The following is a 23,816-nucleotide window of genomic DNA, read 5'->3' as shown; positions in this document are numbered from 1 at the left end:
CAAAGTGATAAGCGTGGATGATCTTGACACCGAACTTCTGAGTGCGCTTCGCCACAACGCCCGGATTTCCGTCTCTTCGCTTGCGGCGATGACCGGCGCATCACGGGCAACGGTTGCCGCCCGTATCGACCGTCTGGTCGCCAGCGGCACGATCGTCGGCTTTACCATCCGCACCGGCCATGAAACACGGTCCGCCGGCGTGCGCGCCATCGTCATGATCGAGGTGCTCGGTAAGCTCGCCGACAGGGTGGCCGATCAGTTGAGGGGCCTGCCACAGGTGCGCGCGCTGCACAGCACCAACGGCAAATGGGATTTCGTCGCCGAACTCGAGGACCGCGATCTTGCCGCCTTCGACGAGACGCTGCGCCGCATCCGGCTGATCAACGGCATCAATTCGACCGAGACCAACATCCTTCTCAAGACAAGCAAAACCGGTTTCTAAGCCGGCTTAAAGCTTGTGCATGCTTTCCTCAAATTGCTGCACAGCTTCGGGCGAGATGCATCAGTATTCCCGTTCATAGACAATGCCGGCTTCGCCCTCACCGTTGCCACCGGCCCCTCCGCGCAGCTTGACGCCGCGGCCGACATCGAGGTTGATCACCGCCTTGGCGCCGGCCGAACCGCCCTGCTGCAATTCGAAATAGGTGCGGTCGTTGAGATAGCGGCCGACGCTGACGCTCGTCTGCCCCTTGGAATCGGTGCTGACGTCGAAATCGTCGACGCCGAGCTGGTTGCGCAGGCCTTCGAAAAGCGAGGTGGAGCGGTTGCCGGCCAGCTGACTGACGGCGTCGGCGAGCTGGGCGATCTGCACCGGCGAGAGCTTCGACATCGACTGGCCGAAGATCAGCTGCGCCAGCACCTCGTCCTGCGGCAGCTGGGGTGAGGAGGAAAAGGTGATCGCGGGGTCGGTGGCGAGGCCTGCGACGTCGACGGTCAGCGTCGTCGAGCCGGAGGCCGAGGTCGCTTCCATATCGAGCGCCGGCGTCAGATCACCGGCAAAGGTGATCCTGCTCTTGTCGGAGAAATCCAGACGGCGGTTGAGAATGGTCATGCGGCCGCGGCGCATGGTGAAACCGCCGGTCACGATGGGTGCAGCCGCCGTTCCGCGGATCGTCACACGGCCGCCAAGCTCGGCATCGATGCCGCGGCCGCGTACGAAGATATGCGAGGGCGCATCGATTTCGAGATCCAGCGTGATCACGGAGGATTTCTCGCCGGGTTTCCGCTCGCCGTCATTGCGCAGCTGCGCAATGACTGCCCGCGGCGCATTCTTGTGCCGGATGTCGATTTCTCTCAGCGAGGTCGGCAATTTTTCCGGGACCGTGATCGAGGTCTTGTCCAGTCGAAGCTTGCCGCTCAGCGTCGCATTCATGATCGGCCCCCGCAGGCCGACCGTGCCGTTGACGGTCGAGACGACAAGGGTTCCATCGACATAGACCGCCTTGTCGAGCTTGATCGAAATATCGGCGGGAAAGCCGCCTGCCGGCTGGATGCCGATCGTGCCGCTGGCGGAAATCGTGCCGCCGCCGCCGAGGTTGCCGCTGAGGCGCGATATCACGGCCTGGCTGCCATTGAAGGTCACGGTCGCCGTCAGATTGTTGACGGCCATATTGCGCCGGACGTCAACGAGCTTGGCGCCATTGGTCGAGACCGTGCCGTTGATGACGGGTGCTGCGGCTGTCCCGCCGATCTGCAGGTTGACGGTGGCGACGCCGTCCGCGACGAGGCCCTGCTGCGCAAGCGGGGCGCCGAGCACAGCGAAAGGAAGATTGCCTGTGAAGCGCATGTCCATGGCACGATTGCCTGAAATCACCACGCTGCCGCCGCCCTTCAGTGACATGCCGGCATCACCGGCAAGGCTGGTGTCGACTGTCAGCCTGTTTCCGGCAAGTTTGCCCGATGCGCCGATGGTGAACGGCGAAAGGCCCGCACCTTTTGTCTGGCTCGTCGCCGCGTTCTTCCAGTCGACCTTGAAGTCGACGGAGGGCGCCGATAGCGCGCCGGTGGCCTTTGCGGTCGCCGAGACCGCGCCCTCGGCGGCAAGACCGGGAACGAAGCCGTTGGCGATACCGGCCGGAACATTGGTGGCGTTCGCCGTGACGTCGACCGACCGGATCGACGTACCGGCGATGGCAAGATTGCCGGCAGCTTTCAACGCGATGCCGCCGCCGCCAGTAAGGTTGGCGTCGAAATCCAACCTGTCACCGGCGTATTTTCCCGTCGCCGCCAGTGCAAGGCGGGACAGGCCGGCTGCCTTGGTATGGCTGGTCGCGGCATCCTTCCAGTCGAGCTTGAAATCGACGATCGGATTTGCGGGCGTTCCCGACGTCACGGCGCTTGCCGAAAGCGTGCCTTCGGCACCGAGTCCTGGAACGAAGGCATTTGCGATATTTGCCGGCAGCGCCGGAATATCGGCATTGATCGAAAGGTCCCGGATGGCCGTTCCCGCGATCGTGACGCCGCCCTTCGCCTTGGCCAACACGCCGTCCTTGCCGGCGAGATTGGCGTCGAAATCGACCCTGTCATTGGCGAACTTGCCCGAAGCCGCAGCACTCAGGCCCGAAAGGCCGCTGCTCTTGGTCTGGGCGGTCGCAGCGTTCTTCCAGTCGAGCTTGAAATCGACCGCCGGCTTCGGAAGCGCGCCAGAAGCGGATGCCATTCCCGAGACGGTGCCTTCGGCGGCAAGGCCCGGGATAAAGCCGTTGGCGAGGCCTGCCGGAAGGTTGGCGAGATCGGCCTTGACGTCAAGATTGCGGACCGACGTGCCTGAAATCGCAACATTGCCGGCGGCCTTCAGCGAGAGGCCGTCCTGGCCGGCGAGATTGGCATCGAAATCGAGCCGGTTATCAGCGAAGCGTCCCGATGCGGCAAGTGTGAGGCCCGAGAGGCGAGCGCTTCTGGTCTGGCTGGTCGCAGCATCCATCCAGTCGAGCTTGAAGTCGGCTTTCGGTGCGGCGGGTGTGCCGGCGGCGGACAGGGTGCCTGATATCGTGCCGCCGGCCGCCAGATCGGGAACGAAGGTATTTGCGAGACTGGCCGGGAGCTTGGCGATCTCGGCATCGACCTTGATGCTGTCGATCGCCGTACCGGCCAATGCGACATTGCCCGCGGCCTTCAGCGAGAGGTCTTTGTCGCCGCTGACTGCCGCATTGAAATCAAGCTTGTTGTCGGCAAATTTTCCCGATGCGGTCGCGCCGAGCGCGGCAAGGCCGGCACGTTTTGTGTGGCTCGTCGCTGCATCTTTCCAATTGAGATCGAAATTGGCGGTCGCTGCGGAAAGAGAGCCGCTGGCCGAGACCGTTCCAGAGATCGCGCCTTCGGCGGCGAGATCGGGGACGATGTTGTTTGCGATATTTGCGGGGATATTTGCCAGCGCGGCGTCGACCTTGACATTGCCGACTCTCGTGCCGGTGACGGCGATATTGCCGTTAGCCTTCAGCGAGACGCCGTTGGCGCCGCCGATCACGGTGTCGAAATCGAGCTTGTTGTCTGCGAATTTTCCCGATGCCTTCATGCCAAGATCCGCAAGACCGGCGCGTTTCGTCTGGCTCGTCGCAGCGTTTTTCCAATCCAGATCGAAATTGGCAGTGGGAGCAGCGAGCGAGCCGGAGGCCGCTACACTTCCTGAGATCGTCCCTTCGGCGGCGAGATCGGCGACGAAGCTGTTTGCGATGCTTGCGGGAACATTTGCCAGCGCGACGTCGACCTTGACGTTGCCGATCGTCGTGCCGGTGATGGCGACATTGCCGGTTGCTTTCAGCGAGAGGCTGTTGGCGCCGCCGATCACTGTATCGAAATCGAGCTTGTTGTCGGTGAATTTTCCGGATGCCTTCAGGGCAAGATTCGCAAGGCCGGCGCGTTTCGTCTGGCTCGTCGCGGCATTCTTCCAATCGAGATCGAAATTGGCGGTGGGTGCAGCCAGGGAGCCGGAGGCCGCCATTCTTCCTGTAATCGTGCCTTCGGCAGCGAGATCAGGAACGAAACCGTTGGCGATACGGGCAGGCAGGTTGAGGATATCGGCGTTGACATCCAGCACCGGCGCCTTCGGGTCGGCGAGCGCGACATTGCCGGCGGCCTTCAGCGAGAGGCCGTCATTGCTGCCGACCGTGGTGTCGAAATCGAGCTTGTTGTCGGCGAATTTGCCAATGGCGGTGATGCCGAGCGGTGCCAGGCCGGCTCCCTTTGTCTGGCCCGTCGTCGCATCCTTCCAGTCGAGCTTGAAGTCGGCGACTGGTGCTGCCGGCGTTCCAGTCACGGCAATCGTTCCGGAGATCGTCCCGCCGGCTGAAAGGTTCGGCACGAAACCGTTGGCAAGCGCTGCCGGCAGCTCGCGGATGTCTGCATCGATCTTCAGCGTTTCGCCGGCGGAACCGGTGACGGTCACCGAACCGGCGCCGGTCTTCAGCGTCAGTCCGTTCAGGCTGGCGGCACCGCCGCCGATTGCGACCTGCGTCGGTGCGGCAAGCTCGATCGGGATATTGCGGGGGCTTGCCGAGAAGCGATCAAGGTTCAAATGCACCGTGCCGCCCGCCGCTTCGATATTGCCGGTGGCCAGCACGGGATTGCCGTCATAGGCAGCATCGAGATCGAAATCGGTATGGTCTTGCTGCTTGGTAAAATCGAGCGAAAGGCCGGCGAGCCTGTTCGTTCCGGCACTCACCTCCTCGGCCTTGACCGTGCCGTTTGCCGCAAGGGCTTTGAGATCGCTGACCGTGACATCGATATCCGGCTTGACGATCGCAAGCGTATCTCGGCGGATCGAGCCGCCGGTCGCAAGCAGCTTGAGCGCAATCCTGCCACCATCGCTGCTGACGCCGAGCGACCCTTTGAGATCGCCTTCGGCCTTCTGTCCGCCGAGTGCGGCGAGCAGGCCGATATTGGGGAAATCGAAGGTCAGCGCGCCTGTCGGCTCAAGGGAGGACGAGAATTCCACATTGCCGGTCAGCCGGTTACCGCCGATATCGGCGGTCAGCGCCGGAATGCTCATCTTGCCGTCCTGCGAACTTATGTCACCGTTGACGCTGATCGGCTGGCCGTCGATCGTGCCGGTGGCGCCGATCCTACCCTGCGGGGCCTTAGGATCGGCGAGACCCGACAGGTCGATATTGAGGTTGCCGAGCATGCGGTCGGCCATTTCAAGGTTGGGCGCCTTGAGATTGGCCGTGACGGAGATTGCCGGGAGCTCACCTCCCACTCTCAACGCATAACCCGCCCCGCCGCTGGCGCCGGGGATGAGCTTGCCGATGTCAGGCAACCGGCCGGAGAGATCGGCGTTCAAGATCCCGCCGTCGAGCGCGACGTTGCCGGCGGCTTCGAGCGTGCCGGACTTCAGGACGAGGTTGGACAGCGCGAATTTCGACGGAATGGTGCCGACCACCTGGCTTTCGAGCGAGATCGGTCCGTCGAACCTGCCTGTTGCCGCAGCCGGCAGGGCTGCCGGGTTGATGGTGAGCTTGAGGTTGCCGGTCAGCGCTTGGTCTGTCAGCCGATAGGAGCCGTTGAGGCTGCCGTTGATATTGGCGCTTTCGACGGTGGTGCCGTTGAAGCCGATACCACTGGGCGAGATCTGCAGCGGAGAAGCGATCGTGATCGGGCCTTGGACCGCACGATTGAGGTTCGGCTCGGCAAAGGTCGCGTCGCCGGCAACGAGGCGCAACTGGACGCTGCCGGAACGGGCGGCGAGATTGAAGGCGTCGCTCTTTGCCGTCAGCTTGATGTTGCCGATATCGGCCTGCGGCAGGGTTGCGGTGTCGAGCGAGCCGCTGACGTTCAGTCGGGCGGTCTGCGCATCGCCTGTAAGCGCCAGGTTGAGGCCTGATATAAGAAAGCGCGCTTCGCCTTCGGCGAGCGGCCAGCGGAAATCGACAGGCCCCGACGTGCCGAGCAGATTGGCGTTCAGGCTGTTGTTGCCGGCAGGATCGAGGGTGCCCGAGGCGGCGATCACGACGCTGCCGGTGGCGATATTGCCGGTCTGGATATCGATCTTGCCGTGATTGTCGAAGGTGGTGGCAAGATCGATATTGGTCTGGCCGGCAAAAAGCGGCCGGAATGCCGATGGAAGCAGCGAACTCAGGTCACCGCCGCCCTTGAGGTCGAGGTGGTGCAGCCCATCTTCCGTAATCTGATGCCGAGCTTCGATTGCGGCACGCTGCTGCCCGTCGAGGGCAGCCTGCAATTTGCCTTTCCATTCGGATATCGGCCCCTGGCCATCGAGATCGATGTTGACGGCCGGGCTGTCCGGCAGACCGAGAAAGCCTGCCAGCAGCCCGCCCTTCGGCTCGGACAGCTGCGCCTTCAGCCGCAGCCGGTTTTCGGCTGGCGCAAAAGCGATGTCGGCGGCAAGCCGCGCATCCGGAACCGCGTGACGGCTGACATTGACAACGGCCTCGCCGCCATCGCCGTTCGCCGAAAGGCTGCCTTCGGCGGCGAGCGCAAAGGCGCGGCCGGCAACGGGTGCGGCAAGTTTGATATCGGGCAGCGCGATGCGGTCTATATCGACCTTGATCGGAAGGCTGAATCCGCCGGAATTTTCAGCTTGGGGCCGCGAGGGCAGGGTGCGCACCGGCTTGCGCAGCACGTTGATCGCTTCGATCTCGAAGCGTTTGGCATGGAAGGTTCCGGTCAGCAGCGCAAGCGGATTCCAGTCAATCGCGACGCCATGAATTTCGGCAAAGACGCCCCTGGTGTCGGAGATGGAGATCTCGGCGGCGCGAAGCCCGCCGGTCAAAAGGCCTTGCGGTTCGCGAACCTCGATCGTCATGTCGCGGTTGGAAAGCGTGGAGGCTATCTTTTCGGTGACGATGCGAGCGCCAAAACTGGTGAAGCCGAAGATCGCCAGTGCGACGACGGCAAGAATCAACGTGGCGCCGACGGCATAGCCGGTGAGCCGTACGATCCAGTTGACGATTTTTGTCAGCGTTTGCATCGGCGCGGACACTACCCCGTTTTCATGACGGCCCACAGATTGGAAAACACGAGCGGAATCGGCAATCCTAGAAGGATTGGCCGATGCCGGCGTAGATTCCGTAATCTGTGCCATCTTCGTACTTGTTCAGCGGCATGGCAAAATCAAGCCGCAGCGGGCCGAAAGGCGTTGCATATCGTATTCCGGCGCCGGCGCCGGCGCGGATATCGGAAAAACCCGGAAAGGTGCTGTCCGATACGGTGCCGACATCGATGAAGGGCACGATGCCGATCGTATCGGTGATCTTGATGCGGGCCTCCAGCGAACCGGTCACATAGGAACGGCCGCCGGTGGGATCGCCATTGTCGTTATAGGGCGAGATTTCCTGATAGCTGTATCCGCGCACGGAGCCGCCGCCGCCGGCAAAGAAGCGCTGCGTGGCGGGAATGTCCCCAATGCTGTCGCCGCCGATCAGGACGCCGGCGGCAACCTTGCCGGCAAGCACCACGCCGTCTTCCTGTCCGAACGGCAGATAGCCGGAGATCGAGCCCTCGAATGCCGCATAGGGCGTGGCGTTGAAGATCTCGTAGCCGGGCTTAGCCGAGAGCGTCGCGCGATAACCCTCTGTCGGGTTGAATTTGTCGTCACGTGCGTCGCGATCATATTGGATCGGCAAGGTGAAGGTCAGATAGTCGTTCGTGCCGAAGGCGTCGTCGTCGCGCTCCCAGCTGACCTCGCCGGCTGCCGAGACGGTGTCCTGGTCGGTCAGCTCATAGGAAAGGCCGAGCGAGGCGGTGACGAGCGTGGCGTTATAGGCATCCGGATTTTCGGTCTTGGCGACGATGCCGGCCTTCAGCGTGGCGGCGGGAAAGAAGGCGCCGGGTTTGGTGAACAGGATGCCGGCGGAATAGTCGAGGCTGCCGACATCAGTCGTTTCGCCAAGTCGCGAGACCGCTCCCTCGATCCTCAGCGTTTCGGCTTCGCCGAACAGGTTGCGGTGGCCCCAATAGCCCTGAACACCGAAGCCGTCGGTGGTGGAATATTGCGCGCCGACGCCGAAGTAGCGCCTCTTGCCCTCGGAAACTTCGATCGTCATCGGCAAGGTGCCATCCGGCGCCAATGCATCTCCTTGGTGGATGGTGACGCTCGAAAAGACGCCGAGGGCGCGAAGGCGTTCGCCAGCTTTCTTCAGCGCTTCCGGGGAATAGGCTTCGCCTTTGTTCAGCCGGGAATAACGCTGGATGAACGCTGGCCTGACGGTCTTCTCGCCGGTGACTCCGACGTCGCCGATCGGAGCGATAGGGCCTCCCTCGGCAGCAAGGACGATATCGACGGTATCGCTGTTATGATCGGCGACGACCTTGCGTTCGGTCAACTTGGCGAAGGGCCGGCCTTCGCTCTTCAATTGTTCGACGATCTTGTCGCCGGCCCTGATGATGGCGAGCGAGCCGGCCTGCGCACCGGGGGCGAGATCGTAATCGGCGGGATTGTGGTTTGCGGCATCGCCGCCGAACTGGACCTCCCTGACCTTGAAAACGGGGCCGGGAGTAATGTCGACGGTGACGGGGATCGGCCCTGACCGGTCGAATGTCGGATTGGGCGGCAGGTCGTCGATATTCTTGCCGTCGATGGTGATCGTCACCAGGCCGCCATAACGGGCCTTTTCATACAGAGTGGCGATCAGCCGCTCTCGGTCGTCACGCGCCTTGACAACGATGCCGAGATCGCCGGAAACCGGCTGCTTCTGGTCGCTGACGAGACGGGAACTGTTTTCCAACGCTTCTTTCAGGTCGGGATCGGCGGTATCGGCTTTGAGGTCGACCTGGTAGCGCACCGGATCGGGCACCTGTTCGCCTTCGTCTTCCTCTTTGCCGAAAATGGTGATGCCGAAAAGCTTGAAGGCGTAAGCGTCGCCGATCAGGACCGGTGAGAACGCAGCTGCCGCTGCGACCACCATCATGGTGCCTGTTCGCCGATACGCAGTACCTGTTTTCGGGCTTGTCCCTCTGATCCGCATCCGCCGCTTTTGGTTATGTCTACATTGAAGCTTCGTTGCCCAGCCATGAACAGCTTAGCGACAAAATCGCGCGGGGTGTACCATTTTAAATTGCCAACGCGCTAATTTAGCACAAAAAATCCCGGACGTGTGTCCGGGATTTCCTGAATTTGCCGATTTCAGAGCGCGCTCAGCGCGGGCAACTGTCGATATAGCGGCGGCCGTAGCGGTCGCGATAGTAGCACTGGCCGGGTTGTTCGGCGACGCTGCCGATGAGGGCGCCGGACACGCCGCCGATAGCGGCGCCGACTGCCGCGCCACGCACGTCGCCGGTGACTACACCGCCGATCACGGCGCCAGATGCAGCGCCAATGCCGGCGCCCTGTTGCGTCGGCGTGCAGCTTGCGATCGACAGGCCGATCAATGCGAGTATGACAACTTTCTTCATCTTTTCTCTCCGAGGTTGTTGCCCAGCGGGCAAAGGCCGTCCCTTTTTATTTTTTGTCAGGCTAGACCGAAAACTATGTCGGAAGAAAGGGTTGTCCACCGCTGTCCTGATTTTTTTCGATACAGGATGTTGTCGCCAGCTGCGCGGTTTCGCGAATTTCCATTATGCTTGCCACATCAATTTCGTTGATCGCGGCTCGCATATTCTTTATCTGGAATCATTCAAAACTCTGCGCCTTTTGCCGCAGTTGATGGTAAAGCAAAGGGCAAGGGTTGACGCGCGAACGTCCGGTCAGCAAGAACGGTCGCGTGATACTGGAGCATATGATGGATTTCGAAGCGTATTTTAAAAGCGAGCTGGACGGGCTTCACACCGAGGGCCGTTACCGCGTTTTTGCCGATCTCGAACGTCACCGCGGCAATTTTCCGCGCGCGACGCGCCATACGGCCGATGGCGCAAAAGAAGTTACCGTCTGGTGCTCCAACGACTATCTCGGCATGGGCCAGCATCCCAAGGTGATCGAGGCGATGAAGAACGCCATCGACCACTGTGGCGCGGGTGCGGGAGGCACCCGGAATATTTCTGGCACCAACCATCACCACGTCGTGCTCGAACGTGAGCTTGCCGATCTGCACGGCAAGGAAGCGGCACTGATCTTCACATCAGGCTATGTTTCCAACTGGGCGGCACTCGGCACGCTCGGTGCGAAGATTCCTGGGCTCATAATCTTCTCTGACGCTATGAACCATGCCTCGATGATCGAGGGTATTCGCCACGCCAAGTGCGACAAGGTGATCTGGAAGCACAATGACGTGGCTGATCTCGAAGCCAAGCTCGCTGCCGCCGATCCGAGGGCGCCGAAGCTGATCGCCTTCGAGAGCGTCTATTCGATGGACGGCGATATCGCCCCGATCAAGGAGATCTGCGACCTCGCCGACAAATATGGCGCGATGACCTATCTCGACGAAGTGCATGGCGTCGGCATGTACGGCCCGCGCGGCGGCGGCATTGCCGAGCGCGAGGGGCTGATGGACCGGCTGACCGTGATCGAAGGCACACTCGGCAAGGCTTTCGGGGTGATGGGCGGCTATATCGCCGCTTCGACGGCGCTTTGCGATTTCATCCGCTCGTTTGCTTCCGGCTTCATCTTCACCACGGCGCTGCCGCCGGCACTTGCCGCCGGCGCCGTCGCCTCGATCCAGCACCTGAAGGTCAGCCAGTTCGAGCGCGCCCGCCATCAGGATCGTGTCCGCAAGCTGAGAGCGCTGCTCGACCAGCGCGGCATTCCGCATATGCCCAATCCAAGCCACATCGTGCCGGTGCTGGTCGGCGATGCGGCCAAGTGCAAGTGGATCTCCGATCTGCTGCTCGACAATTGCGGCGTCTACGTCCAGCCGATCAACTATCCGACCGTGCCGAAGAAGACCGAGCGCCTGCGCATCACGCCGACGCCGCTGCATTCCGACGCCGATATCGCCCATCTGGTCGAGGCGCTGCATTCGCTCTGGTCGCGCTGTGCGCTCGCAAGGCACGTCGCCTGATTTTTCGATGATCGCTCGGTTCGAACCGTAATTCAGGGCCTCCACCGGAGGCTCTGACAGCGATCGGTCTTGCTCCCGCAAGACGCTGGAACAAACCTCCCTTGCCCGTCCAAGATCGTCCGCTCTGCGCTTGGTCTTAATACCGATGACACATCGCAATCGGCCTGACCGATGCGCATCGATCTTTCCCTGTGCTTGCCTCTTGCCGCGACTGTGTTGCCGATCCGAGCTTTGGTGTGGCGTGAGAAAACCTTTTCTCACTTGACATAAGGATTGGTAAAAGCTTTTCTCAGATCACCTCAGAAGGAGGACGTTCTGAATATATCGGGAGGAAAAAGAGGCAGGATCACCATCCACGAGGTGGCGGCGGCTGCCGCGGTGAGCATCTCGACGGCGTCGAAAGCTCTCAACGATACCGGCCGGATGGGGTCGGAAACGCGCGAACGGGTGAAACGGATCGCCGCCGAGATCGGATACCGGCCAAATGCGCTGGCGAGAGGTCTTCTCAGCAAGCGCAGCTTTACCATCGGGCTGCTGACGAACGATACTTACGGCCGTTTCACGCTGCCTGTCATGGCGGGTATCTCGGATGCTCTCGTCGATCACGGCGTTTCGGTCTTCCTGTGCGCCATCGAAGACGATCCGGCGCTCGCCCAGATCCATGTCGATGCGATGCTGGACAAACAGGTCGACGGCATCATTGCGACGGGAAAACGCCTGGATCGGCGCCTGCCTGTCGATCTCTCGAATTTGCATGTGCCTGTCGTCTACGCATTCACGGAGGGGACGCAGAACAGTGTCACCTTCCGTTCGGACGACGAACAGGGTGCGCGGCTGGCCGTGGAATGGCTCGTGAAGATCGGACGGCGGCGGATTGCGCACATCACCGGGCCGGAGGACTTCTTCTCAGTGCGGGAACGTGCCGGCGCCTATCACGAGGTGGCAGGTCACCGTGAGCCGGTGCTCTACGGCGTCTGGTCGGAAAGCTGGGGGCATGATGCGGTCGAACAGCTTTGGAAGAGGTCGGGAGAAAAACCGGATGCTCTCTTCTGCGGCAATGACCAGATCGCCCGCGGCGCGGTGGATGCGTTGCGCGAGCGCGGCGTCAAGGTGCCGCATGACGTATCGGTCATCGGGTTCGACAATTGGGAGATTGTCGCGGCCCAGACGCGACCGCCGCTGACGACGGTGGATATGGAACTGAAGGAGCTCGGGCGGCAAGCGGGTTTGACGGTGCTCGCGCTTGCGGAAGGACGGCCTGTCGAACCGGGAGTGAGGAAATTGCCGTGCCGGCTGATCGTCCGGCAGTCATGCGGGGGTGAAGCCCCGAAGGAATGAGAAGAAGAGAATGAGCAAAGGCGCGAGGAGATGCGCCATATCGGGAGGAGTGTCATGATCAAGCGTCTATTGGCGGCGACCAGCATCGCTACCTTGTGCCTGTTTTCGGCCGCGTCAGCCGCCGAGAATGTCGAAATGTGGGTTCGTACGGGGATCGGCGACGCCTTCAAGAAGGTCGTCGAAGCCTATAATTCCGGTCACGAGAACAAGGTCGTGATGACCGAGGTGCCGTTCTCCGAACTCGTGCAGAAATATGCGACGGCAATCGCCGGCGGACAGGCGCCGGACGCGCTTTCGATGGATCTGATCTACAATCCCGCCTTTGCTGCAGCCGGCCAGCTGGAAGACCTGACGGACTGGGCAAAATCCCTGCCCTATTTCAACTCGCTTTCGCCATCGCATGTTCGCCTCGGCACCTATCAGGACCGGATTTACGGCCTGCCGCTTTCGGTTGAGACCTCCGTCTTTGCCTGGAACAAGGATCTCTACAAGAAGGCCGGTCTTGACCCGGAAAAGGCACCGGCGAACTGGGACGAAATTACGGCCAATGCCGAGAAGATCCGGGCACTGGGTGACGATACCTACGGCTTCTATTTCTCCGGCGGCGGCTGCGGCGGCTGCATGATCTTCACATTCACGCCGCTCGTCTGGGGTGCGGGCACCGATATCCTGTCGGCCGACAGCAAGACGGCGACGCTCGATACGCCTCAGATGCGCAAGGCCGTCGATATCTACCGCAACATGGTCAAGAAGGACCTCGTGCCGGCGGGAGCCGCCAGCGACAACGGCGCCAACTTCCTCACCTTCACCAATGGCAAGATCGGCCAGCAAAGCCTCGGCGCCTTTGCCATCGGCACGCTGGTGACCGAGCATCCCGATATCAACTTCGGCGTAACCCTCATTCCCGGCGTCGACGGGAAGCCTTCGTCCTTTGCCGGCGGCGACAACTTCGTGATCACCAAAGGCACGAAGAAGATCGACGCGGTGAAGGAGTTCCTCGAATATGTATATTCGATGGACGGCCAGAAGATCATGGCGAAGTATGGCAGCCTGCCGACGCGTGGCGATATCGCCGACAAGGTGCTTGAGGGCCTCGATCCGCGCATGCAGGTCGGCCTGAAGGCGATCAGTGTGGCCAAGACCCCCTATACGCTGCAGTTCAACGACCTGATCAACAGCGCCAACGGGCCATGGGCAAGCTTCACCAACGCCGCGATCTTCGGCGACGACGTCGACGGCGCGTTTTCGAGTGCGCAATCGGAAATGCAATCGATCATCGATAGCGGCCAGTAAACTCTCCCCCGGCCGCGGCCGGGGAGCGGTGGCAGCTTCCCGGCCAATCCCACTCGACAGATGCGGAGCGTTTTGATGACCGGTTCCGGTTCAGAGATTCTATTGCCTCGGCGCAGGCGACGGCGCAGATCGAACTGGCGTGGCCTCGTCTACATCGCGCCGGCCATGGCGCTGGTCATCGTCTTCTTCATCATGCCGGTTCTCTTCACCGGATGGATGAGCCTGCATAACTGGCCGCTGATGGGGGCGTCCCGCTGGATCGGCTTCAACAATTATTTTCGCATGGCCAACGACACCCGTTTCATGACGGCGCTGAATTTCACGGCCTATTACACCGTAATCGTCACCATCGCGATCTTCGCGATCGCCTTTCCGCTGGCAATCTTCGTCGAAAAGGAACGGCAGTTCGTCGGCGCCTACCGGACGATCATCTTCCTGCCCGTCGTCGTCGGCCTTGCTACCGCCTCCCTGCTTTGGGTCTGGCTCGCGAATGTCGATAGCGGCTTCATCGGCCCGGCCTTGAAGGCGCTCGGCCTCGTCGAAAAGAGCCCCAATCTTCTTGCGACCTTCGACACCGCCTTTCTGACGATCGTGGTGATGGTCGTCTGGAAGATCGCCGGCTTTACGATGATCATTCTTTTGACCGGGCTTCAGGCCATTCCGTCCGAGCTGACGGAGGCCGCCCGCATCGACGGCGCCGGCCGCTGGCAGCGTTTCCGGCACCTGACGCTGCCGCTGATGCGCAAGACGATCGCACTGGCGCTGATCGTCTCCGTCACCGGTTCGATCCTCGCTTTCGACCAGTTCTACATCATGACGTCAGGCGGACCGCAGAACAAGATGATCTCGGTGGTCTACTACATCTTCAATCAGTCGTTCGTGTCGTTCAATCTCGGTTATGGCGCAGCGCTGTCGATCGTGCTTCTCGCCATCCTAATGGCGATCAGCATCGTACAGCTCTGGCTGCTTCGCGTCGGGGAGGAGCGTCCATGACCACCTCAAGGGAGCGCCGCGCGCGCAAGGCCATCCGGACGAAGTCGGCCTATCACCTGACCGGCATCGCTATCTCGATCTTCTTTCTCGCCCCCTTCGTGATCACGTTGTTGTCGTCCTTCCGGCATGGCACGGAGGCCAGCCTGCCGCCATTGCCGCCATGGCCGACCTCAGGCGTCAGCATTGATTCCTACGCACTGCTCGATACGTTCGGCGCCGGCATCTGGCGGCACATGATCAATTCGCTGTTCGTTTCGGTCGCCACCGTGGTGCTCACCGTCGCCGTCAGCCTGCTCGCCGGTTACGGCTTCTCACGCTATCGGTTTCCGATGAAGAATGCGCTTTTCGTGCTGATCATCGCGACGCTAATGATCCCGTTCCAGTCGATCCTGACGCCGCTCTTCATCATCCTGGCAAAACTCGGCCTCAACAATTCGCTGCTTGGGCTGACGCTCGTCTATGTGACGCTGCAACTGCCTTTCTCGGTGTTCATGATGCGCAACGCTTTCGACGCCGTGCCGAAGGAGATCGAAGAGGCCGCGCGCATTGACGGCGCGCGCGACCTCAGGCTCTTGGTCCGGGTTCTTCTGCCGCTGGTGCTTCCCGGCGTCGCGACGGTGGCGATCTTTGCCTTCCTCAATGCCTGGAACGAGTTTCTCGCCGCACTCGTGCTGCTCTCCAGCAATGAGAAATATACTTTGCCGGTGCTGATGACGGCGGTTCGCGCCGGACGGCTCGGCGCCATCAACTGGGGAGCGGTCCAGGCCGGTGTCGTCGTCATGACGATCCCCTGCCTGATCGTCTTCCTGCTCCTGCAACGCTACTACATGCGCGGGCTGATGGCCGGCGCCGTGAAATGATCCCAAGAAGGTAGAGCCCATGACCAAACCAAGCAATGACCGCCAGTTTCGTCCCGTCGCCGTTCCCGATGTGGAGCTCGGCGGCTTCTGGGGCAAATGGCAGGACGCCGTCTGCAATTCCACTGCCGAGACCCTGCTCGACCGCTGCGTCGAGGCTGGCATGCTCAAGGCGATCGATGTCAGCCAGCCGAGCCCGGGGGTCGTCATTCCCATTCAGCCATGGGGCGGGACGACGCAGATGTTCTGGGATTCCGACCTCGGCAAGTCGATCGAAACCATCGCCTATTCGCTCTATCGCCGGCCGAACCCGAAGCTGGAGGCGCGCGCCGACGAGATCATCGATATGTATGAGAAGCTGCAGGGCGACGACGGCTATCTGAACGCCTGGTTCCAGCGCGTGGAGCCGAACCGCCGCTGGACCAATCTGCGCGACCATCACGAGCTCTATTGCGCCGGCCATCTGATGGAAGCCGCGGTCGCTTATTATCAGGCGACCGGCAAACGCAAGCTGCTCGATATCATGAGCCGCTATGCCGATTACATGATCAAAATTTTCGGCCATGGCGAAGGCCAGATCCCGGGCTATTGCGGCCATGAGGAAGTTGAGCTGGCGCTGGTCAAGCTCGCCCGCGTGACCGGCGAGAAGAAATATCTCGAGCTGTCGAAATACTTCATCGATGAACGCGGCACCGAACCGCATTTCTTCACGGCGGAAGCAAGCCGCGACGGCCGCGATGTCTCCGAATACCACCAGAAGACCTATGAATATGCGCAGGCGCACCAGCCGGTGCGCGCGCAGACAAAGGTGGTCGGCCACGCGGTACGCGCCATGTATCTCTATTCGGGCATGGCCGACATCGCCACCGAATACAAGGACGATAGCCTGACGGCAGCGCTGGAAACGCTCTGGGACGATCTGACCACCAAGCAGATGTACATCACCGGTGGCATCGGGCCGGCGGCCTCCAACGAGGGCTTTACCGATTACTTCGATCTGCCGAACGATACCGCCTATGCGGAGACCTGCGCCTCGGTCGGCCTGGTGTTCTGGGCGAGCCGCATGCTCGGACGAGGGCCGGATCGGCGCTATGCCGACATCATGGAACAGGCGCTTTACAATGGCGCGCTGCCGGGGCTGTCCACAGACGGCAAGACCTTCTTCTATGACAACCCGCTTGAAAGTGCCGGCAAGCACCACCGGTGGAAGTGGCACCATTGCCCTTGCTGCCCGCCGAATATCGCCCGGCTGGTGACTTCGATCGGCTCCTACATGTACGCCGTTTCGGATAACGAGATCGCCGTGCACCTCTATGGCGAGAGCACCGCGCGGCTGAAGCTTGCCAACGGCGCCGAGGTCGAACTCGAACAGACCACCAATTATCCGTGGGACGGTGCCGTCGCCTTTACCACCAGGCTGGAAAAACCGGCGCGCTTTGCGCTGTCGCTGCGCATTCCGGACTGGGCCGAAGGCGCAATCCTCAGCATCAATGGAGAGATGCTCGATCTCAACGCCAATATGCGCGACGGATATGTCAGGATCGATCGCGACTGGGCCGCGAGCGATCGTGTTGCCCTCTACCTGCCGCTGGCGCTTCGGCCGCAATATGCCAATCCGAAGGTGCGCCAGGACGCCGGGCGCGTCGCCTTGATGCGCGGCCCGCTGGTCTATTGCGTCGAAACCACGGACAATGGCGACGACCTCAACGCCATCGTCCTGCCGCGTGAGCTCTCCACAGCCGAGACCGTCGTGCTGAAGGACCTCAATGATGCCGTCGCCCTCGATCTCCAGGTCGAGCGCGAGGAAACATCGAACTGGGGAACACCGCTCTACCGCAAGGCGCCGGCCGAAAGGCAGGTCGCCAACGCGCGTTTCGTGCCCTATCATCTCTGGGACAACCGCGCGCCCGGAGAGATGCTCGTCTGGGTCCAGTCGGACAAGTAGGTCTTTTGGGGATGACGAACGGTATGGCTAACAAGAGCGTCGTGCTCCAGGACGTGCGAAAAAGCTATGGCAATCTGCAGGTGGTCCACGGGATCGACCTGACGATCGCGGAGGGTGAATTCGTCGTCTTCGTCGGCCCTTCCGGCTGCGGAAAATCGACGCTTCTGCGCATGATCGCGGGCCTGGAAGACGTGACCGACGGGGAGGTCGAGATCAAGGGACGTGTTGTCACCGATCTCGATCCATCCGAGCGCGGTATCGCCATGGTCTTCCAGTCCTACGCGCTCTATCCGCATATGAGCGTGCGCGACAATCTGGCCTTCGGCTTGAAGATGGCGCGCACGAATGCCGCAGAGATAGAGACCCGCGTCAAGGCCGCTTCCGCGATCCTGAAAATCGACCATCTTCTCGACCGGCGGCCGGGACAGCTTTCAGGTGGCCAGCGGCAGCGTGTGGCGATCGGCCGGGCGATCGTGCGCAAGCCCGATGTCTTCCTGTTCGACGAACCGCTATCCAATCTCGATGCGGAACTGCGCGTTTCGATGCGTATCGAGATCGCCCGCCTCCATCGCGAACTCGGCAACACGATGATCTATGTCACGCACGACCAGACGGAAGCGATGACGCTTGCCGACAAGATCGTCGTGCTGCGCGACGGCCGCGTCGAACAGGCGGGAACGCCGCGGGAGATCTACGAGAATCCCTCCAATACCTTCGTGGCGGGCTTCATCGGCTCGCCGAGGATGAACCTGCTCAATGCCCGTTGGGGTGAGGGCGGCCTGGTCGAAGTCGCCGGCCGGCCCATCGAAAGCGGCCTGCCGCCGGCAAACAGGCTGGTTGGTGGCGCGGTGACGCTCGGTCTGCGGCCGGAGCATCTGAAGGTGGCATCCGACCTATCGGGCAGGCTGACGGCCAGGGTCGATTTTTCGGAATATCTCGGAGGAACGCAATATCTCTATTGCCAGCTTGCCGATAGCCAGTCGCTGACCGTCGAGCATCGGTCACCGATCAGTATTGCGGCGGGCGAGCAGGTGAGCCTGTTGTTTGAGCCGTTGGATTGCAGATTGTTCGACGAGGGCGGGAACCGGTTGCGCTAATAGCGGTCGTTAGGACCAAGGCGGGCGACCACTCGGCGATCGGCCCGTCTGAACTTCACTCGGCGATCGCTAGTGTCATGAGCTCCGCCGCCCTTTGCCGGGCTTCCCTGTCGGCGGCGAAGACATCGTCCATGGCGGCAGCCGGCGGCAGGCCGGCCAGATCGTCCATGACCCTTTCGGTGACCTCGGCCATGGCGAGGAAAGACAGCCGCCCTTCGATGAAAGCTTCGAGCGCGACTTCCTTGGCGCCGTTCAGCACCGCGCCTTGAACACCGCCGCGGGTCATCGCGAGGCGTGCGAGCCGCAGCGCCGGAAACCGCACCTCATCCGGCGCCTCGAAATCCAGCCTGGCGAGCTTGGCAAAATCCAGCCGCTCGACCGGCAGGTTCGACCGGCGCGGAAAGGACAGGGCATAACCAATGGCGGTGCGCATGTCGGGCGCGCCGAGCTGCGCCAGCACCGACCCATCGGAATAGCCGACCATGGAGTGGATGATCGATTGCGGATGGAAGATGACCTCGATTTGTTCGGGTCTGAGGCTGAAAAGGTGCCGGGCTTCGATCATCTCCAGCGCTTTGTTGAACATCGAGGCGCTGTCGATCGAGATCTTCAAGCCCATCGACCAGTTCGGGTGGGCGCGCGCGGTTTCCACCGTCACATCCGCCATGTCACGCAGCGAGGCGGTGCGGAAGGGACCACCGGACGCCGTCAGGATAACCCGCTCGACGGCGTGGCGCTGGCTCTCTTCCAGCACCTGGAAAATCGCGTTGTGTTCGCTGTCGACCGGAAGCAGCTTGCCGCCGCCTTCGCGGATCGCTGCGATGAAGAGATCGCCGGCCGATACCAGGCATTCCTTGTTGGCAAGGGCGATATCGGCGCCGCGGCGGGCGGCGGCAAGGGTCGGTGCCAAGCCCGCAGTGCCGACGATTGCCGCCATCACCCAGTCGGCTTCGCGGTCGGCGGCTTCCATCAGGCCGGATTTTCCCGAAGCGACCGCGATGCCCGTGCCCGAAAGTGCGCTCTTCAGTGATTCGTAATGGCGGTCGTTTGCGGTCACCGCCAGCCGCGCGCCTGATAATTTCGCCTGCCGGGCCAGCAATTCGACATTGCCGTTGCCTGTCAGCACGGAGATTTCGAAGTTCTCCCGTCCGCCCAGGTGATCGACGACATTGAGTGTATTCTGGCCGATCGAACCCGTCGAACCGAAGATGCTGAGGCGCCGCGGCGCGCTTTTGCCGGTCATCATGTGGAATTTCGCGAAAATTTCTCTCGTAGGCTCAGGCTCTACTAGGCTTTGGAGGGGGCGGCAAGTGTGCGGTGCAGCAGATTTCAACCACTGAGGGGTTTACAGAGCCGCAGGTAGATGTGATCCTTCTAACATTGCTGGCGGATTCGGTTCCGACGCGGCCGGTAACGGCCGCATGGCAAGTCGGGCGCCGCGGCGTCCATGAAGAAAAGGCACTCGTTGCCGCCGGCCTTGTGGGCCATACATTAAATCGAGGATGAAACCGGGATGGGCTGCATGGCCGCGATCCCTCATTGCGTTCGTTGCGAACGCTTTCATATGCGCTGCTGCGTCGACTCCGTGCCGCAGCCCTGTGACAGGTCAAAACGTTCTGAACTTCATGACGACATTCAAATTAGCATGCACCCTTTTCGCCATCCTGCTGTCGCTCACGGCCGCAGCGAACGCGGACGACCTGCTGATCTGGTCGCCGGCCAAGCTTTCGGACCGGTCCTACAAGGCGACGGTGGGTTTCCGCCTGCCGGCGGAATGGGAAACGAGCGCTGGCGCCGACATCGCGCTGGCCTCGACCAAAGGCGGAGCGCTGCTGCCCGATTCCGAACAGGCAATGCTTTGGGGCAGGATTACCAGGACGAACGTGACCCCGGCCGGCCGGTCACAACAGGGTGCCAGCGTCAACGTCGATACGCTGCGCGGCAGCGGCGCGCTGACCCTCAGCCGCTCGCGCAGCTGGATACTCTCCGATTCGCTCGACATGCAATCGAGCCGGTCCATCAGTGTCCAATACGACGCGGTCGAGGCCCGGCAGGCTTCGGTGACGGCATCGCAGGCCCTGAAGCTGATCCATCCCTGGACAGGAACCTCGCTTTCGGCAGGGACAGGCATCAGCAATGCCAGCGGCGACTTCTCGAGCACGGTTGGGGTCAGCCAGACCATTCTGCCGAACCTCAATCTCGATGCGTCGGTGAGCAATCCATTTTCCGGAGGTGAGGCGGGCAGCGTCAATCTCCGCTATCGCGTCAACTGGTAGCGGGTGCTGAACCAAAGTCCGCCGATCAGCGTTTCCTACGAGGTTTTCACGGAGGAACGGATCATGGTTTTCAAGGAGCAGACATTTCACGGGCTCGAACCCGAGATGGAAATAGAGATCGCCAATCGTGCGGCGGTCGAAGCGGCCGTTGCCAATGCGCTGGCGATTGCCGGCGGCATCGATGCGTCCGATGTCGAGGTGACGATGGAGAACGATCAGATCGTGCTGAGCGGCACCGTTGCCACGGTGGGCGAAATCGGGCGGGCAACCGCGGTCGCCAAGGCGGTCGAGGGCGTGCATGCGGTGCAGAACCGGATCCTGCTTGGCGGGTCGTCGCTCGACGGCACGCATTAACCAACGGCGGGCGGCTCCGAGCCCGGCCCCTGCCGGGCGAGGACTATTTCCACAGCACCGCCTATAAGCCGATCAACCGGCGAAGCGTTCGACGAGGAAGGACGAGCCGGCCAGACGATCCGTTTTCTGCGCGGCGCCGGACCCCTGCGGCTGGTAGGCGATGGCGAGCAGGACGGCGCTGACGGCGACATAGGCAACTGCCAAAAGAGTCATCTTGATACGCATGATGAATACTCCTGTTTCGCGATAAACGCGGCGGATATGGCGAAGTTCCTCATCGGCGAGATCAGATGGAAAAAGCCCGGCTGGGAAGATCAGCCGGGCTTTTTCCTGCATGGATTGCCTTATCGGCAGATTCGGGTTTCCTTGACGACCGTATGGCCGTGACGGCGGATTTTTTCCGTCTTTGTAAAACAATCCTGGGCCACGTGGCGCGGCCTCATGTGATGGCGGTAATAGGGCCGTTCCGCATGACGGTAAGTGGGGCGCGCATCATCCGTGGTGATGGTCACACTTGCCGCCTGGGACGGCATTGCGGAAAAGATGGACGCAGCAGCAAGCGTGCAGGCAAGAAGAATCTGTTTCATGACGAGCCTCTCTTTCTGAGTTGGTCACGGCATCAACTCGCCGGAAGCGCCGTCGGTTCAATCACATAGAGTTACCGATTGTGTCGACGGCAGAAACCTTTGACGCGCCGGATCGTTAGCGCTGGGGTATAGCCGGAGGCATAGATCATGGGACCGATTGCAAGGATCATCACCATCGTCGCCGGGCTCGCCGGCGGCACGGTTTTTTCGCAGGCGCCGGAATTTGCGCAGCAATACCGCCAGCGGATCGGCGGGGCGATCGACGAATTGCGCGTCATCGTCGATGACTTCAATACTCAGGCCGCCGAGCACCATCTCGATCGCCAGCAGGCGCTGAACGCCTATGCGCAATCATCCGACGATTTCCTGCGCGACCGCGGCGTCTCGATGCAGAGCACGATCACGCGCTACGAAACGCTGCTCTCGCAGCAGTTCCGCCTCGGCACCGCCGCCCCCGCCGCCAAACCATTTGTTCTCCTACGAAATGCGGATGACGTCGTTTTCGCCAATACCTGGCGGGACTTCGTGCCCGGGGTGCCGGTGAGCTTCGCCGGTCTCGTCTGGGGCGCGATTGGTTTTGTCAGTGGCTGGGTCGTGGCTGCGGTGCTCGGATTGGGTGCGCGGCGGATCGTGAGAAGACGAGGAGCCTATCGTCAGGTGCCGCGAGTTTGATACGGAGCAACGCGGCTCGGCGCCGATCTACAAGACTAGATAGTCATTCCCACTGGTCCGCAGCGTGCAAGAGGCGCGGCTGTCTTTCATAGAGGATGGGAATTCCTGTCCAGTGTGAGGCCAAATTGCCATTGGCCGTCTGGGCTCAGCGCTTAAAGACTGGTGATCCCGGCGCGATTCGAACGCGCGACCCCCAGATTAGGAATCTGGTGCTCTATCCTGCTGAGCTACGGGACCACTTGCACGCCATGCATACAAAAGGCTTGGCGGGAAGCCAAGCCTTAATTGTTGTCAGAGGCCGAGGCGCTGTTCGGCGAGGCGGACCCAGTAGGAGATGCCGTGGGCGATGGCTTCGTCGTTGAAGTCATAGGCGGGATTGTGGAGACCGGCGCTGTCGCCGTTGCCGATGAAGATGAAGGCGCCGGGCCGGGCGTTGAGCATGTAGGAGAAATCCTCGCCGCCCATCATCGGATCGATTTCGGCGTTGACGTTTGCCTCGCCAGCGATGGCGCTGGCGGTGGCAACGGCATGTTCGGTCTCATCCGGGTGGTTGACGGTGACGGGATAGTTGCGATGGAAGCTGATTTCGGCCTCGGCGCCGTGGGCCGCGACCAGGCCCTCGATGATCTGCCGGAACCGCGTCTCGGCGAGCGTGCGCACCTCGGGGTCGAGGGTGCGGACCGTTCCGGCGAAGGTCGCATCATTCGGAATGACGTTATGGGCGAAACCGGCATTGAACTTGGTCACCGAGACGACGACCGAGCGCAGCGGATCGGCGGTGCGCGAGGCGATCATCTGCAGATTGGCGACGATCTGGGCGCCGATGGCGATCGGGTCGATCGTCTTATGCGGCTGGGCGGCGTGGCCGCCGCGGCCCTTGATGGTGACGGTGAATTCATCGGTCGCCGCCATGATCGCGCCCTTGCGGGTGGCGAACTGGCCGACCGGCAGGCCCGGCAGATTGTGCATGCCGTAGACCTCTTCGATATCGAAGCGCTCCATCATGCCGTCCTTGACCATCAGATTGCCGCCGCCGCCGCCTTCTTCGGCCGGCTGGAAGATGACCGCGACATTGCCGTTGAAGTTGCGGGTCTCGGCCAGGTATTTCGCAGCCCCGAGCAGCATGGCGGTGTGGCCGTCATGGCCACAGGCATGCATCTTGCCCGGCGTCTTCGAAGCCCAGGGCTTGCCGGTGATTTCGGTGAGCGGCAGGGCGTCCATGTCGGCGCGCAGGCCGACCGTGCGACGGCCTTCGCCCTTGCCCTTGATCAGGCCGACGACACCGGTGCGGCCGATGCCGGTGACGATCTCGTCGACGCCGAATTCCTTGAGCTTTTCGGCGACGAAGGCAGCCGTATTTTCCACAGCGAAGAGGAGTTCGGGCCGGGCGTGGATGTGGCGGCGCCATTCGGCGACCTCGTCCTGCAACTCCGCGGCTCTGTTCAAAATCGGCATATCGGCGTTCCTGTTATGAAATCTCGACAATCTTTCATCGCATCACAAGGGTGTGAGGCT

18 protein-coding genes and 1 tRNA gene are annotated in these 23,816 nt (G+C 61.7%); 11 read left to right on the top strand and 8 right to left on the bottom strand.

What is annotated here, in order from left to right:
• Nucleotides 1-4 precede the first annotated feature (4 nt).
• The gene (locus G9X64_RS13445; RefSeq protein WP_171376692.1) at nt 5-442 is read left to right on the top strand and encodes an Lrp/AsnC family transcriptional regulator; all 438 of its coding nucleotides are present in this window, start codon (nt 5-7) and stop codon (nt 440-442) included.
• A gap of 60 nt (nt 443-502) precedes the next feature.
• Here the strand turns inward: G9X64_RS13445 and G9X64_RS13440 are convergent, their stop codons facing one another.
• The 3 genes from G9X64_RS13440 to G9X64_RS13430 form a co-directional block, all read right to left on the bottom strand.
• On the bottom strand, nt 503-6,925 hold the full coding sequence (locus tag G9X64_RS13440) for a translocation/assembly module TamB domain-containing protein (RefSeq protein ID WP_171376691.1): 6,423 nt from the start codon (nt 6,923-6,925) through the stop codon (nt 503-505).
• A 67-nt stretch (nt 6,926-6,992) separates the two neighbouring features.
• Nucleotides 6,993-8,921, bottom strand: coding sequence for an autotransporter assembly complex protein TamA (locus G9X64_RS13435; protein WP_171376690.1), 1,929 nt, complete (start codon nt 8,919-8,921; stop codon nt 6,993-6,995).
• 169 nt (nt 8,922-9,090) lie between these two features.
• On the bottom strand, nt 9,091-9,348 hold the full coding sequence (locus G9X64_RS13430) for a YMGG-like glycine zipper-containing protein (RefSeq protein ID WP_003543419.1): 258 nt from the start codon (nt 9,346-9,348) through the stop codon (nt 9,091-9,093).
• A gap of 326 nt (nt 9,349-9,674) precedes the next feature.
• Here G9X64_RS13430 and hemA point away from each other — a divergent pair, with 326 nt between their 5' ends.
• From hemA to G9X64_RS13395, 7 genes are all read left to right on the top strand, one after another.
• Nucleotides 9,675-10,889: a 5-aminolevulinate synthase gene (hemA, locus tag G9X64_RS13425; protein ID WP_168314985.1), complete on the top strand. Its 1,215-nt coding sequence runs from the start codon at nt 9,675-9,677 to the stop codon at nt 10,887-10,889.
• 360 nt (nt 10,890-11,249) lie between these two features.
• The gene (locus tag G9X64_RS13420) at nt 11,250-12,227 is read left to right on the top strand and encodes a LacI family DNA-binding transcriptional regulator (RefSeq protein ID WP_171376711.1); all 978 of its coding nucleotides are present in this window, start codon (nt 11,250-11,252) and stop codon (nt 12,225-12,227) included.
• Nucleotides 12,228-12,281: 54 nt separating this feature from the next.
• Nucleotides 12,282-13,520, top strand: coding sequence for an ABC transporter substrate-binding protein (locus G9X64_RS13415; RefSeq protein WP_168310312.1), 1,239 nt, complete (start codon nt 12,282-12,284; stop codon nt 13,518-13,520).
• A 75-nt stretch (nt 13,521-13,595) separates the two neighbouring features.
• A complete protein-coding gene (locus tag G9X64_RS13410) occupies nt 13,596-14,513 on the top strand; it encodes a carbohydrate ABC transporter permease (protein WP_129421912.1) in 918 nt (305 codons plus the stop codon).
• Nucleotides 14,510-15,373: a carbohydrate ABC transporter permease gene (locus tag G9X64_RS13405; RefSeq protein WP_072640387.1), complete on the top strand. Its 864-nt coding sequence runs from the start codon at nt 14,510-14,512 to the stop codon at nt 15,371-15,373. The genes G9X64_RS13410 and G9X64_RS13405 overlap by 4 nt, the downstream gene beginning before the upstream one ends.
• A gap of 19 nt (nt 15,374-15,392) precedes the next feature.
• A complete protein-coding gene (locus tag G9X64_RS13400; RefSeq protein ID WP_171376689.1) occupies nt 15,393-17,315 on the top strand; it encodes a glycoside hydrolase family 127 protein in 1,923 nt (640 codons plus the stop codon).
• Between the two features lie 11 nt (nt 17,316-17,326).
• Nucleotides 17,327-18,412 carry an ABC transporter ATP-binding protein gene (locus tag G9X64_RS13395; RefSeq protein WP_168314772.1) on the top strand — a complete coding sequence of 362 codons (1,086 nt, stop codon included), beginning with the start codon at nt 17,327-17,329 and terminating at the stop codon, nt 18,410-18,412.
• A 55-nt stretch (nt 18,413-18,467) separates the two neighbouring features.
• Here the strand turns inward: G9X64_RS13395 and dxr are convergent, their stop codons facing one another.
• On the bottom strand, nt 18,468-19,658 hold the full coding sequence (dxr, locus tag G9X64_RS13390; RefSeq protein ID WP_168310315.1) for a 1-deoxy-D-xylulose-5-phosphate reductoisomerase: 1,191 nt from the start codon (nt 19,656-19,658) through the stop codon (nt 18,468-18,470).
• A 379-nt stretch (nt 19,659-20,037) separates the two neighbouring features.
• Between dxr and G9X64_RS13385 the strand changes: the two genes are divergently transcribed.
• Both G9X64_RS13385 and G9X64_RS13380 read left to right on the top strand, forming a co-directional pair.
• Nucleotides 20,038-20,688: a hypothetical protein gene (locus G9X64_RS13385; protein ID WP_171376688.1), complete on the top strand. Its 651-nt coding sequence runs from the start codon at nt 20,038-20,040 to the stop codon at nt 20,686-20,688.
• Between the two features lie 63 nt (nt 20,689-20,751).
• The gene (locus tag G9X64_RS13380) at nt 20,752-21,042 is read left to right on the top strand and encodes a BON domain-containing protein (RefSeq protein ID WP_171376687.1); all 291 of its coding nucleotides are present in this window, start codon (nt 20,752-20,754) and stop codon (nt 21,040-21,042) included.
• 72 nt (nt 21,043-21,114) lie between these two features.
• Here the strand turns inward: G9X64_RS13380 and G9X64_RS13375 are convergent, their stop codons facing one another.
• A complete protein-coding gene (locus tag G9X64_RS13375; protein ID WP_168310318.1) occupies nt 21,115-21,267 on the bottom strand; it encodes a hypothetical protein in 153 nt (50 codons plus the stop codon).
• Between the two features lie 119 nt (nt 21,268-21,386).
• Nucleotides 21,387-21,629 carry a hypothetical protein gene (locus G9X64_RS13370; protein ID WP_168310319.1) on the bottom strand — a complete coding sequence of 81 codons (243 nt, stop codon included), beginning with the start codon at nt 21,627-21,629 and terminating at the stop codon, nt 21,387-21,389.
• A 147-nt stretch (nt 21,630-21,776) separates the two neighbouring features.
• Here G9X64_RS13370 and G9X64_RS13365 point away from each other — a divergent pair, with 147 nt between their 5' ends.
• Nucleotides 21,777-22,301, top strand: a complete 525-nt coding sequence (locus G9X64_RS13365; protein WP_171376686.1) for a DUF2937 family protein — start codon at nt 21,777-21,779, stop codon at nt 22,299-22,301.
• Between the two features lie 160 nt (nt 22,302-22,461).
• Here G9X64_RS13365 and G9X64_RS13360 read toward each other — a convergent pair.
• Together G9X64_RS13360 and G9X64_RS13355 are read right to left on the bottom strand one after the other, a co-directional pair.
• Nucleotides 22,462-22,538: transfer RNA gene (locus tag G9X64_RS13360), tRNA-Arg, on the bottom strand.
• Nucleotides 22,539-22,592: 54 nt separating this feature from the next.
• Nucleotides 22,593-23,756, bottom strand: coding sequence for a M20 aminoacylase family protein (locus G9X64_RS13355; RefSeq protein WP_171376685.1), 1,164 nt, complete (start codon nt 23,754-23,756; stop codon nt 22,593-22,595).
• Nucleotides 23,757-23,816: the final 60 nt, after the last annotated feature.

Source organism: Rhizobium sophorae (genome assembly GCF_013087515.1).
Classification (GTDB): Bacteria; Pseudomonadota; Alphaproteobacteria; order Rhizobiales; family Rhizobiaceae; genus Rhizobium; species Rhizobium sophorae.
The sequence above is the reverse complement of the archived record's forward strand: the minus strand, read 5'-3'. Positions and strand labels throughout refer to the sequence as shown.